We start from the raw sequence: 12,396 nt of genomic DNA on the forward strand, positions 1-12,396 counted from the left end.
CTGTAAGAGAAGCTACTAGAAAATGGACTATGCCAGTAAGAAACTGGGGAATAATATTAGACCAATTTATGATCCTATATAAAGATAGGGTTAGACTTTAAACAAAACCTAACCCAAGCTTATTTTTTGAACTTACACACTTAAAGATACAGTGCCCTTAAATTTAATATTGCTACAGGGAACTACTATTTCAAACATTGTAATATTCCTACGGCATAAAAAAAGAACTTTGATACATTGTTGATGTATTGAAAACTTCTTAAATAATCCATGGTGACAATAACCGTTCTTTGTGTAACCTTAATCTTTAACTCTACTAAACTATAAATATAATCAATTTTACAGTTTCCTAATGTGCCCCCTACGGTTTAAAACTCTCGATTCTACAGTATTGCGATAAACCTACTATCTTTTCATTTATAAATCATCAAGCAATGTTTCAAGTTATTGCCCAACTATACTACACTCTGCACAAAATGTGCTATTATAAAAACTAACTACTTATGACTTTCATATAACGATTCATTGAAAACTTCTAGAATACATAACTTAGCTTCTTTATAAAATCTTTATATCCTACAAAGAGAATTTTATACGAGCCTTATAGAGAAAGTAAGACCTTTACACCATAAATAATAAACATTTATTTCATGCAGCAAAGCACCTTACACTCCAAGGTAAGCGCAGCCTCTTTATTAGTGGCCCTTGGTATTATATATGGAGACATAGGTACCAGCCCTTTATATACTTTCAAAGCAATTATTGGACTCAAAGAGATCACTCCTATGTTAGTTCTAGGAGGAGTATCTTGTGTATTTTGGACTTTATTATTACAAACTACCTTAAAATATGTTTGGCTTACTTTAAAGGCAGACAACGACGGGGAAGGTGGAGTATTTTCTTTATACTCCCTGGTAAAGCGATATGGTAAAACAATGATTATTCCAACTATGCTTGGAGCAGCAGCTCTTCTAGCCGATGGTATAATCACTCCCGCAGTATCGGTAACCTCCGCTGTAGAAGGATTAGAAATGATTTCCATTTTTCAAGGAAATATTAAGGTAGTTCCCATTGTAATTGGAATTATCTCCATGATCTTCTTTTTACAACGTTTTGGGTCCCATAAAGTAGGAAAAGCCTTTGGCCCGATTATGGCTATTTGGTTTGGGGTATTATTTATTTTAGGAATGAGTCAAATCTGGCAGACCCCTACTGTATTTAAGGCGCTTAATCCCTATTATGCCTATGATCTACTGGTAAACTATCCTAAAGGATTCTGGATTTTGGGTGCAGTATTTTTATGTACCACTGGAGCGGAAGCCCTATACTCTGACCTTGGACACTGTGGTAGAAAAAACATTCGACTAACCTGGGGATTTGTGAAAGTTTGTTTGGTGATAAATTACCTAGGACAAGCAGCATGGCTTTTAGAGCATAGTGGAGAATTATTAGATGGAAGAAATCCGTTCTTTGAAGTAATGCCTAGCTGGTTCTTACTAGCAGGAGTAGTAATCGCTACTCTAGCAGCTATTGTAGCCTCACAGGCCCTTATTAGCGGTTCATTTACCTTAATTAACGAGGCAATGAACTTAAACTTCTGGCAAAGAGTAGCTGTTAAACAGCCTAGTGAGACCAAAGGACAAATATATATCCCTAGTGTAAACAATTTGCTTTGGCTTGGATGTATTATAGTTATTCTCTATTTTCAAACCTCCTCTAAAATGGAGGCAGCCTATGGACTAGCTATTACTTTAGCCATGATGAGTACTACTTTCTTATTGTACTACTTTTTACTTTATAAACTTAAATGGCCAAAGGCAATGGTGGGATTATTATTATTAATATTCACCGTTATTGAAGTGAGCTTTTTTATTGCCAATATTGTCAAATTCCAAGAAGGAGGATACATCACTGTATTTGTAGGAGGATTATTCTTCTTGGTGATGTATGTAAGTTATTACGCTAGACAAATCAATAAAGGCTACACTAAAATGGAAGACTTAGGTAAGTACACCAAGAAAATTACTGCTTTAAGTAATGACACTTCCATTCCAAAGATGGTAACCCATTTAATCTACTTAACTAAAGCCGAAAGAAGAGAGCAAATAGAACAGAGAATTATACAGTCTATCTTCGCTAAAAAACCAAAAAGAGCGGATCACTATTGGTTCTTTCACATCAATCGAACTAATAATCCCTATACCTTAGATTACCAAGTGAGTGAATTAATTGAAGATAAAGTCATTAAGATTGTTCTTAATATTGGTTTTAGAATACAGCCCAGAACAGAGCTGTTCTTCACCCAAATTATGCAAGACTTAATTGACAATAAAGAATTAAATCTATCTCTAGACAATAGTACGATAAACCCTTATAATGACTCTATTGACTTTAAGTTTATAATCATGGAGAAATACCTATCTGTAGAGAATGAATTTTCTTTAAAAGAAGGCTTTATCTTAAAGGCATACTTCCTACTTAAGAAACTAGGACAAAGTGATCAGGAAGCTTTTGGAATTGATAAAAGTGATACAATTACAGAGCAGATCCCCTTACTATATCAACCAGTTAGCCCACTGGTATTAAAACGAGAAAAATAATAGCCAATTATATATTTACAAACAACAAAAATTAGGAAACAACAAAACAATAGCCAAAACAATTAATGCCCAAATAGGTCTTAGAAACTTCTAAGACCTATTTTTTTGTATTAATTTTTTACCAGACAATAGTATAAGGAAATATATATTTTAAGGCTTAGAATACTTTTCAGTATCTTGAAAGGTATTAAAAACAGCCTTAATTATAATTGTTTTATAGTCTTCATCAAGCGAATAGAAAACTATAAACGGAAATTTATTCAAAGGCTTACCTCTAACATTTTCAAAAAAGAATTTGAAATATAGCACTTTTTGAATAGCAGTAAAAGTATCCCTGTAATCTTTAATAAAGGTAATAGCCACTTTAGTAGAAACATTTTTTTTATAATAATCGATTGCTTCTTCAATGTGCTCTTGAGCTACAGGAGTAATTACTATTTTATAGCTCATATTTATTCTTCAATTCTTTATAGAATTCTTCAGCATCAATACATTGATCTAAAGAAATATTTTCTTGCTGCTGCAAAATTTGTTTTTGCTCCTCGGTTAACTGAAAATTAATTTCTTCTTCTTTTTTATATTGAGCTCCAATAAGTTCAAGAAATTCCAAAAAGAAAGCGTTCTTACTTTCAGGGATAGAAACGTTATAAGTTGTCATAAAGCAATCTTTTTAAGTTTAACAGATTTAATAAAGCTATCTAAAACATATAAAATATGTATTTTATCTTCATTTTGCATATTTTCAAGTTCAGCCAACCTTTGTAACATTTCTGGGTCTTTGAAAAGATTAACATTTTCTGTTTCTCCAAGTAAATAACCAACTGTAGAACCAAGAAGCTCTGCTATTTTTTTTGCAGTATCTACAGATGGTATCATTTCATCTCTCTCATAACGCGAAATTACACTTACTGATGTATGGAGACTTTTAGCTAGTTCTCTTTGACTCAATCCTAATTCTTTGCGTAGTAGTGCTATTTTTTTTCCAAAGGTCATATCGAAAATTATACGTAAACGGCTTTTAAAAGCTCTTATATCTTATCTATAACAAATATACAAACCTTTTTCGGTAAAAAAACATTTTTTTAGGTGAATTTTGATTGAAAAAAGTTAGTAATATTTTTCACTTTTGTAAGCCTAGAAATCCAACAAAGTTTGCTCCTTGGTGGAAATTTTATATCATTCTATTTTACACCTCAAAGGAGATATATTACTACGTCTATTATACCTAGGTTGTACAGTAAGCTATAAGTTTATTTAGATATGTTTTTTAAGTCAGCTTTATGCTAAAAAATTAATAGCGTTTCGAGATACACCTAGCCTAAAACATTATTTTCATGAATATTATTATCCTTTTATTTTCTCCTTTTCTCTTTTTATACTTTTTCATAATTCAACCTTTGTTAAAATATATCAAAACACCTTAGAATATTTTATTCCATCGCCTGTGTAATCTGCTTCAAAGAGTTAGCAATTTTTCTTTGATAGGACAACTCTCTTAATCCAATTGCTAGCTTATAGGCCTGGTAGGTAGTTAATTCAGGCATTTGATGTAATAGTATCTTTTTGTAATATTCTACTTCCTTTTGTTCTGTTTCCATAAGTCTTTAATTATCTTCTAATTAACAAAAATCACTTCTTTAAATAACGGCATTCTACTTCAATTTATGTTAAAGTACTTCCTTAAATTAAAGCTATTTACCAAGAAGTTTGATTACTCTAAAATAACATTTTTAAAAATAGTTAATATTATATGAATTATATTAACATTTAATTAACCAAAATGAATATATTTGCTAGCAAAAATAAAGTCCCTTTACTTATGCATAAATCCCTATTTATTCTACTTTTCACTAGTATACTCTTTGCTCAAAAGAAGATTGATATTCCAACCTATCCCAATGAGCTTACACAAAATGCCGTTACCATTATAAATCAAGAAGATATAAAAGTCAATGTACTCTCGCAAGATCGCTTTATAACCAAAACAACCAAGGTTATTACTGTACTTGACCAAAGTGGACTTTCTTCTTTGGACTTAAACCAATACTATAGCAAGACCAATAAAATTAAATCCCTGCAAGTTTCCATGTACGATAAACAAGGAGATTTACTTCAGGTTTTTAAACAAAAAGACTTTAAGGATTACTCCTTAAGCGCGGGAATGAGTATTACGGATACTAGAATACTTACTTTGGAGTACAAACCTGTGAACTTTCCAGTAACCTTTGTTTTCGAAAGTGAATTGGAATCTAGAAACACCGCCTTTTTACCTAAGTGGTCCCCAATTAATTACTATAATCAAAGTATAATACACTCGAGTTTCTCTATAGATTCCCCAGTAGACCTTCCTATTGATGCTAAATTATACAACCCAGATTTTGTTGCTATAAATGAAAGTATCACTCCTAATAAGGTAGAATTCTCCTTGGATAATTTTCCTGCTTTAATAAGTGAGAGTAATACCCCTAGCCCAACTAATTTTTTACCAAAAGCTATTGTTTCTCTACAAAAAATTCACCTAGAGGGAGTAAACGCTTCTTTTACCTCTTGGGAAGAACTTGGTAACTGGTATTACAACAACTTAATACAAGGAACAGAAACCCTAAGTGAGCAGACCAAGCAAAAGGTAGACCAGCTTGTTTTAGGGGTAGATGACCCAATAGAAAAAGCTAAAATACTCTATGAATATATGCAAGGCAGAACTCGATATATCAGTATTCAATTAGGTATTGGAGGATGGAAACCTGTAGAGGCAAGTGAAGTAGATAGATTAGGTTATGGAGACTGTAAAGGACTAAGTAATTACTATAGAGCACTTTTAAAGCAAGCAGGCGTGGAGAGTTATCCTGTTGTTATTTATGGAAATAGTAGTCCAGTAGATATACAAAGTGAATCGGTTTGTTTACAAGGAAACCATATGATTTTAGCCATTGCTTTACCCAATGGAGGTTATAAGTGGGTTGAATGTACCGATCAAAAAGCACCCTTTGGCTACATAGCTGGTTTTACAGACAATAGAACGGCTCTTGTGGTTAAACCACAAGGTAGTGAACTAGTTAAGACACAGGACTATCCCTATGAGCAAAACTTGCAACAAAGTAATATTTCTATAGAATTAGACCCTAGTGGAGATGCTTATGTTACTATGGCAATTAGCAGTACACAAGGCCAGTTTGACAACCGAAACTTTACTTATTATTACAATAATTCCGATAAACAAAAGTACTATAAAAGCCGTCTTTCTACCTTTAAGATAGATGAATTTGATACTCTAGAATTAGAAATAGACAAAGACAATGCTACTTTTAAAGAAAACTTAGCCTTTAAATCTAATAAATTCGCTACCAAATTAGGCAATCGATTAATGGTTACTCTAACGGGATGGAATGCAATAGGCTCTAACCTATCTAGTGCGGACAAACGAATAACTCCTTTTTCTATCGAATCAGAGTGGTTAGATGAGGATACCCTAACTTTAAGGGTACCACAGGGATATACCATTGATAAGATCCCCACTGCTATTGTTATTGAAAGCGAGTTTGGAACCTATACTGCTACTTTCTCTTTTAAGGACAATGTGCTAGAGTATAAACGCAAATTGTTTATTATCTCTGGAAGACATAGTAAAGAGAAGTATAAACTATATAGAGAATTCAGAGAACAAATCAATACATCCGATCAAATTAAAATTATCATAAACCCCTTATCCTAATGAACAAAACCCTAGTATTATTTCTGCTTGTTTTAGCATACCCTAGTGGATGCTGGGCACAAGACTTTTTAAATAAAGTCACTAAAGAAGAGTTATTAGAACAACAAAACCCCGAATTCCCTGAAGCAGATGCTGCTATATTAGAGGAATGGGGAACTGTCTATTTTGATTATATTCCTACCTTAGGATTTCAAATGGTTCAAGAAACAAGTCGTAAAATTAAGGTATACACTCAAGATGGTATCCCTGGTATCGACATTGCTGTGAACTACTATGTTGGAAAAAACGTGAATGAAACAGTCAAAATTGATCAAGTAACCACGTATAATTTACAAGAAGATGGTACTATTAAAAAGACAAAAGCGAAAAACGATGCTGTCTTTGAAGATAGAAAAAGTGAAAACTGGAAACAAAAAAAGGTATTAGCCCCAGATGTTAAGCCTGGAAGTATTGTAGAGTACAGCTATACCGTTAGAACCGATTATTTGAATGAAATTCCAGCATGGACTTTTCAAAATAACATACCTACTATAAAAACCTCCTATAGAGTGAGAATCCCAGAATACTTAATATACACTACCCGTATAAAAGGGGATGCTCCTATAGATATTGAAAAAGATAATAAGAAAAGAAGACTAAGACTTTCCAATAGTGCTAATGCTAGAGAGATGGACATGACAGAGAATATTCTATTATACTCGGCTACCAACCTACCTGCCTTAGAAGAAGAACCTTATGTGGACAATTTAGAGAACTATCGTCCTAGCGTAGCCTTTGACCTTAGTGTGATACAATTTCCAAATCAACCGATAAAGAAAATTTCTCTTTCTAATGAAGATCTTGTAAAAGAAATATACAACAACAAATACTTTAGAGAACAGCTAAAACAAACCAAATATTTCGAAAGCATTATTGATTTAGAGCAATACAAAGATTTATCGGATTTAGAGAAAACCCAAAAAATCTTAGATTTAGTAAAAAGCACTGTATCGTGGAATCAGAAAAATGGATACTATAGTAGTGAAGGTGTAAAAAAAGCTTTTGATGCTAAAACAGGAAACGTAGCAGACATTAACCTAATGCTAACTAGTATGTTAAACTATGTTGGAGTGGAATCTTATCCTGTTTTAATTAGTACTAAGTCCAATGGAATTGACCTATCGATTCAGAAAAGTTCTTTTAACAGAGTAATTAGTAGTGCATTAATTGGAGAGGACATTCTATTTCTAGATGCTACAAATCCATTTACTACTCTTAATATTATTCCAACTAGTAATTTAAACTGGGAAGGAATATTAATGAAAAGTGCAGAGGAATTCTATTTTGCACAAATGTTCCCTACTTTCTATTCTGTAGGATTAGAGAATTACCATATCTCTTTAGAGCCAAATGGAAAAGCATTCGGACAGGTGCTACTTTCTTATAATGGTTATATGGGCTATAATGTTAGAAATAACATCCAAGGTAAAAGCCAAGAGGAAATAATGAATGACTTTGAGAAGAACTCCCATAATACTAAGATTACTTCTGTTAGGGTGTACAACTTAGAGAATACTCAAAAGGATTTACGCTTTATCTATTCTTTTGAAAAGAATGATGCTGCATCAGTGATTGATGATGAGCTATACTTTAACCCAACGCAGTTCTATTCCTTTAAAAATCCTTTTAAAGCCAATAAAAGAGACCTGCCAATTACTTACTCTTACCCTACTTTAGATAATTTTCAAGCCTCTATAAGTATACCTGCTAATTATAAAGTAGAATACTTACCTAGTGCTTTAACTATACAAGAAGAAGAGTTAGGCTTGCAAGCAGACTATCACGTAGAGCAAAAAGAGGATAAAATTATTGTTAGCTTAGAATTCTCTATCTCTGAAAACAAAATTGAACCAAAAGATTATCCAAAGGTAAAAGCCTTCTATGATAAACTAGTAAATAAACTAGAAGACCAAATTATTTTCACACCAAGTAAATAACCCTAATTCCCCTTTTATACAAACCTCTCTTATACCCTTTTAGGGAAATAAGGGAGGTTTTTGCTTTTATAGAGACTAATTACTACATAAAACACTTTTATAGCCTAAAGGCCTCCTTATTGGGTCAATTGTCCTTGATTAGTTAATGACATAGTTCGTAACTTTACTCTTACCCTACTACTTAACATAACTTTAAATTCGTTTTACATGAAAACACGCATAGATATTGATACATGGCAAAGAAAAGACCACTATTTATTTTTTAGCAAATTCGATGAACCTTTCTTTGGGGTGACCCTAGAGGTAGATTGTACTATAGCCTACCAAAAGGCGAAAGAACAAGGGGTTTCTTTTTTCCTGTACTATCTATATAAAAGTTTAGAGGCAGTAAATGAAATAGAAAACTTCAAATACCGTATTATCGACGGGGATGTTTACTTATTTGATGTGCTACACGCCTCTCCTACTATTAATAGACCAGATAATACCTTTGGTTTTGCTTATATGGACTTTTATGACTCTTGGCAAAAGTTTTATCCCAAAGCCAAAGAGCAAATCGAGCTGGTGCATAATTCTAAAGGATTAACCCCTGCTATATCTGGAGAAAATGTAATCCATTATTCCACTATACCATGGATTAACTTCACTAGTATATCCCATGCTAGAAGCTATAGCTTCCCTGATAGCTGTCCAAAGATTACTTTTGGAAAACTAACCCATAAACAAGGAGTTTCCACTATGCCTGTAAGTATCTTTTTACACCACGGATTAGGAGATGCTTATCACATTGGTTTATTTGCAGAGCGCTTCCAAGAACTATTAAATCAATAAAAAACAAAGCCGCTTATTTAGAAGCGGTTCTATATGTTTTGATAAAAAAACACATAGAATACCTTAAAAAAATAAATTAAAACAACCATATTAATAAAACATTAAGGATAAAAAATTGCTAAAAAAACGAAAAAATCGTACATTTATCCAAATGTAGAAGGAAAATATATGACAAAGAAAATAACAACAAAAAACAAAACAATTCAAGATTCAAACAAAGAGAATCTAACAACTATAGACCAAGGAGCAGACACTGTTTTTAGTGTAATGGACCATGATTTACTAACAAGTATTCCAAAGGCGAAACAAAAAATAAGTAAGAAAAAAATGGATTTATCTTTTGACAATGATCCTTATGATAACAGCATTGGTTCTTTGCTTAATTTTAAGGCAACAGCCAAACAAGAAAAAGAGATCAGTGAGTTAAAAGGGGAAATCTCCACCTTAATTGCGGATAACAAAAACGTAAAGGAACACAAAGAAAGATTAGTAGTTCTATTAGAAGAACTACAAAACAAAGAGGCTATCAACCATATTTCTCACCGAATTACCCCGGAGGCTTCCGATTATCTTTTTAGTGACCCTCATTTCAAAGATAACTTCAAAGATGGTGTCTTACATGAAATGGTGGTGATATCCATTGATATTCGCCGTTCAACAGACTTAATGCTAAAAGCAAAAAGTCCTAAACAGTTTGCGGACTTCATCACCTTATTAACCGACCAATTATCGGAAATCATTTTGGACAATTATGGGGTATTTGACAAGTTCACCGGAGATGGTATCTTGGCTTTCTTCCCAAAATTTTTCTCAGGAGAACAAGCCATCGTAAGAGCCTTAAAAGCAGCTCAAGAATGTCACCAAGCCTTTGCTGAGCACTATTGGAAACACAAAAACTTCTTTAACGTATACATTAAAGATATTGGATTGGGAATTGGGGTAGACTTTGGAGAAGTTCACCTGGTTAACAAAAGAAAGGAATTAACTGTTGTGGGAATTCCAGTGGTATACGCCTGTAGGTTATCTGGGGCTAATGCTGGAGAAACCTTGCTGAACCTTTCTGCCTTTGAAGAGTTTAAACAAGTATATAATCACTCTTATCAAGCCCAAGAAAGTACAATTTTTATAAAAAATGAAGGAGATGCTTTAGCATATAAAATCCTATTTGACAAAAATATAAAAATACAGAGTATGCCTTTTTGGCTACAAGAGGAATCTTAAGAAATAACAACAAGAATAAACCAAGCACTACTTAAACTTTTTCACCGTTTAAGGGTGCTTTTTTTTTGCAGTATTCTAACTCAGTACCCCCCTAAGGCTTATAGCTTTATTGTTAAATATCTTTCAAAGCAATACCCACAGCTTATTTGCTACATAAACGCAAGGTTTTTTAAAATATTCTTAATATCTAAGTAAGTAATTTTTTGAGCACTTTGTTACAAAGAAAAACTACTTCAAATAAAATGTCCAGTTTTTTAATGTAAAAACTGGACATTTTTACTATATTTGCACTTCACAACACAACTATGAAACCTACTGATATTATACAAGATAAGATAAACAAATTACCAAAAGGATACATTTTCACCTATAGAGATTTTATTGAAGAGGTGAATATTAGCTTTGAAGCTCTGGTAAAATATTTAAATCGATTAGCTGATAATAATAAAATTTCAAAGCTTTCGAAAGGAAAATACTATAAACCAGAAAAAACCATTTTTGGCATTGTTAATCCAGAACCAAGGCAAGTGGTAAAAGATTTGTTGATTGAAAATGGAAACCTAATTGGTTATATAACAGGAATAAGTGTTTTTTCAGAATTAGGATTAACAACACAGATAGGTTTTGAGATACAGATAGGAAGAAATACACCTAAAGCTTTTCTTGAACGAAAACCCTATAGGATTAGTTTTTTACTTCAAAAAAATAAAATCACCACCGATAATATTAAATATTTACAATTATTGGATGCATTGAGGTTGATTAAGAAAATACCTGATGCGACAATTGTAAATTCAAGTAAAATATTGCAACGAAAATTAAACGATTATTCTGCGGATGAATTACAGAAAATCCAGAGATTAGCATTAAAATATCCTCCTAGTACTCGTGCTTTATTAGGTTGTTTATTAGAAGATAACGTAGAAACTTTAATACTTAGAAACTCATTGAATCCAGCAACAAAATATCAATTTAATGGAATAATGAAGGAATTTCCTAATGCTATAAATTGGAACATAATATGAAATTACATTTAGATCGAAAAAGATTTCAAGAAGCAATTGCCATAACTGCTCAAGAAAAAGGGATACTACCAATTTATGTTGAAAAAGACTATTGGGTAACTTATGTTTTAAAATTAATTTTCACCGATGCAAAGCTTAAATCTTACACTGTTTTTAAAGGAGGAACAGCTTTGTCAAAGTGTTTTGATATTATAAAACGTTTTTCCGAAGATATTGACTTGACTATCCTTGTAAATGAAGGAGAAACTGATAACGAATTAAAACGTAAAATACGTGCTATTTCTAAAAAGAAGAGAAAGACTTAGCTGAAATAAACTTGGATGGCATAACGAATAAACTTGGAAATATTCGCAAAACTGTACATGAATATCCAATACTTCAAAGAGGAAATTTTGGACAAGTGAGAGATAAGGTAATTATAGAAGCATCTTGGTTAGGAAATTTCGAACCGTATCACTCATCTAAAATCACTTCTTTTGTTAGTGAAATGATAAAAAACAAAGGCTTTTTAGACATGATTACAGAATATGAATTAGAGCCATTTGAAGTTAATGTTTTAGATGTAAAGAGGACTTTTTGTGAAAAAATTATGAGCTTGGTCCGTTTTTCTTTTTCTTCATATCCGATTGATGATTTAAAAAATAAAATCCGCCATATTTATGATTTAAGTCAATTATTAGATTTAAAAGAAATTAAAGATTTCTTGAAGTCGGACGACTTTAATAAAATGATGATTAAAGTAGGAAAAGATGATGTTTCAAGTTATAAAAATGATAATAAATGGTTAAGTAATCATCCTAAGGAATCTATTTTATTTAGTGACTTAGAATCAACTTGGGATAAAATTAAAGAGAGTTATTTTTATGATTTTAAACTACTCGTTTTTGGAGATTTACCTACAGAGAAAGCTATTATTAAATCCTTAAAAACAATTAAAACACAAATAGACATAATAACTTGGAATTTATAGGGGTTTTATCTATCTCTACACTATTATTATGTAACACATTGTTTATGAGTACTTACTAATA

Annotated in this window: 12 protein-coding genes; 8 read left to right on the forward strand and 4 right to left on the reverse strand. The window is 32.1% G+C overall.

Annotated elements, in window-relative coordinates; genetic code table 11:
• Nucleotides 1–650 precede the first annotated feature (650 nt).
• A complete protein-coding gene (locus ACYSNM_RS10880; RefSeq protein WP_461756933.1) occupies nt 651–2,600 on the forward strand; it encodes a KUP/HAK/KT family potassium transporter in 1,950 nt (649 codons plus the stop codon).
• A 150-nt stretch (nt 2,601–2,750) separates the two neighbouring features.
• Here the strand turns inward: ACYSNM_RS10880 and ACYSNM_RS10885 are convergent, their stop codons facing one another.
• From ACYSNM_RS10885 to ACYSNM_RS10900, 4 genes are all read right to left on the reverse strand, one after another.
• A complete protein-coding gene (locus ACYSNM_RS10885) occupies nt 2,751–3,050 on the reverse strand; it encodes a type II toxin-antitoxin system RelE/ParE family toxin (protein WP_461756934.1) in 300 nt (99 codons plus the stop codon).
• Nucleotides 3,040–3,258, reverse strand: coding sequence for a hypothetical protein (locus tag ACYSNM_RS10890; RefSeq protein ID WP_461754550.1), 219 nt, complete (start codon nt 3,256–3,258; stop codon nt 3,040–3,042). Before ACYSNM_RS10890 ends, ACYSNM_RS10885 begins: the two co-directional genes overlap by 11 nt.
• Nucleotides 3,255–3,593 (reverse strand): helix-turn-helix domain-containing protein, encoded by a 339-nt coding sequence (locus ACYSNM_RS10895; protein ID WP_461756935.1) that lies wholly within the window; start codon nt 3,591–3,593, stop codon nt 3,255–3,257. The genes ACYSNM_RS10890 and ACYSNM_RS10895 overlap by 4 nt, the downstream gene beginning before the upstream one ends.
• Before the next feature lie 437 nt (nt 3,594–4,030).
• Complete coding sequence (locus ACYSNM_RS10900; RefSeq protein ID WP_461756936.1) at nt 4,031–4,198, reverse strand: hypothetical protein; 168 nt, start codon at nt 4,196–4,198, stop codon at nt 4,031–4,033.
• 221 nt (nt 4,199–4,419) lie between these two features.
• On the opposite strand from ACYSNM_RS10900, the gene ACYSNM_RS10905 reads away from it, so the two are divergent.
• From ACYSNM_RS10905 to ACYSNM_RS10935, 7 genes are all read left to right on the forward strand, one after another.
• A complete protein-coding gene (locus ACYSNM_RS10905) occupies nt 4,420–6,312 on the forward strand; it encodes a DUF3857 domain-containing protein (protein ID WP_461756937.1) in 1,893 nt (630 codons plus the stop codon).
• Complete coding sequence (locus ACYSNM_RS10910) at nt 6,312–8,288, forward strand: DUF3857 domain-containing protein (RefSeq protein ID WP_461756938.1); 1,977 nt, start codon at nt 6,312–6,314, stop codon at nt 8,286–8,288. Before ACYSNM_RS10905 ends, ACYSNM_RS10910 begins: the two co-directional genes overlap by 1 nt.
• A gap of 207 nt (nt 8,289–8,495) precedes the next feature.
• Nucleotides 8,496–9,119: a CatA-like O-acetyltransferase gene (locus tag ACYSNM_RS10915; RefSeq protein WP_461756939.1), complete on the forward strand. Its 624-nt coding sequence runs from the start codon at nt 8,496–8,498 to the stop codon at nt 9,117–9,119.
• A gap of 168 nt (nt 9,120–9,287) precedes the next feature.
• Complete coding sequence (locus ACYSNM_RS10920) at nt 9,288–10,340, forward strand: adenylate/guanylate cyclase domain-containing protein (protein WP_461756940.1); 1,053 nt, start codon at nt 9,288–9,290, stop codon at nt 10,338–10,340.
• A gap of 305 nt (nt 10,341–10,645) precedes the next feature.
• Complete coding sequence (locus ACYSNM_RS10925) at nt 10,646–11,365, forward strand: type IV toxin-antitoxin system AbiEi family antitoxin domain-containing protein (RefSeq protein ID WP_461756941.1); 720 nt, start codon at nt 10,646–10,648, stop codon at nt 11,363–11,365.
• On the forward strand, nt 11,362–11,670 hold the full coding sequence (locus ACYSNM_RS10930) for a nucleotidyl transferase AbiEii/AbiGii toxin family protein (protein ID WP_461756942.1): 309 nt from the start codon (nt 11,362–11,364) through the stop codon (nt 11,668–11,670). The genes ACYSNM_RS10925 and ACYSNM_RS10930 overlap by 4 nt, the downstream gene beginning before the upstream one ends.
• A gap of 11 nt (nt 11,671–11,681) precedes the next feature.
• Nucleotides 11,682–12,335 carry a nucleotidyl transferase AbiEii/AbiGii toxin family protein gene (locus ACYSNM_RS10935; protein ID WP_461756943.1) on the forward strand — a complete coding sequence of 218 codons (654 nt, stop codon included), beginning with the start codon at nt 11,682–11,684 and terminating at the stop codon, nt 12,333–12,335.
• Nucleotides 12,336–12,396: the final 61 nt, after the last annotated feature.

The sequence above is a fragment of the Myroides sp. LJL116 genome, from assembly GCF_054871685.1.

What these genes read in the sequence shown, in the direction of transcription:
- ACYSNM_RS10925 (WP_461756941.1), top strand. Translation starts at nt 10,646, where the DNA reads ATGAAACCTACTGATATTATACAAGATAAGATAAACAAATTACCAAAA.
- ACYSNM_RS10885 (WP_461756934.1), bottom strand. Translation starts at nt 3,050, where the DNA reads ATGAGCTATAAAATAGTAATTACTCCTGTAGCTCAAGAGCACATTGAA.
- ACYSNM_RS10895 (WP_461756935.1), bottom strand. Translation starts at nt 3,593, where the DNA reads ATGACCTTTGGAAAAAAAATAGCACTACTACGCAAAGAATTAGGATTG.
- ACYSNM_RS10910 (WP_461756938.1), top strand. Translation starts at nt 6,312, where the DNA reads ATGAACAAAACCCTAGTATTATTTCTGCTTGTTTTAGCATACCCTAGT.
- ACYSNM_RS10915 (WP_461756939.1), top strand. Translation starts at nt 8,496, where the DNA reads ATGAAAACACGCATAGATATTGATACATGGCAAAGAAAAGACCACTAT.
- ACYSNM_RS10890 (WP_461754550.1), bottom strand. Translation starts at nt 3,258, where the DNA reads ATGACAACTTATAACGTTTCTATCCCTGAAAGTAAGAACGCTTTCTTT.
- ACYSNM_RS10880 (WP_461756933.1), top strand. Translation starts at nt 651, where the DNA reads ATGCAGCAAAGCACCTTACACTCCAAGGTAAGCGCAGCCTCTTTATTA.
- ACYSNM_RS10905 (WP_461756937.1), top strand. Translation starts at nt 4,420, where the DNA reads ATGCATAAATCCCTATTTATTCTACTTTTCACTAGTATACTCTTTGCT.
- ACYSNM_RS10900 (WP_461756936.1), bottom strand. Translation starts at nt 4,198, where the DNA reads ATGGAAACAGAACAAAAGGAAGTAGAATATTACAAAAAGATACTATTA.
- ACYSNM_RS10930 (WP_461756942.1), top strand. Translation starts at nt 11,362, where the DNA reads ATGAAATTACATTTAGATCGAAAAAGATTTCAAGAAGCAATTGCCATA.
- ACYSNM_RS10920 (WP_461756940.1), top strand. Translation starts at nt 9,288, where the DNA reads ATGACAAAGAAAATAACAACAAAAAACAAAACAATTCAAGATTCAAAC.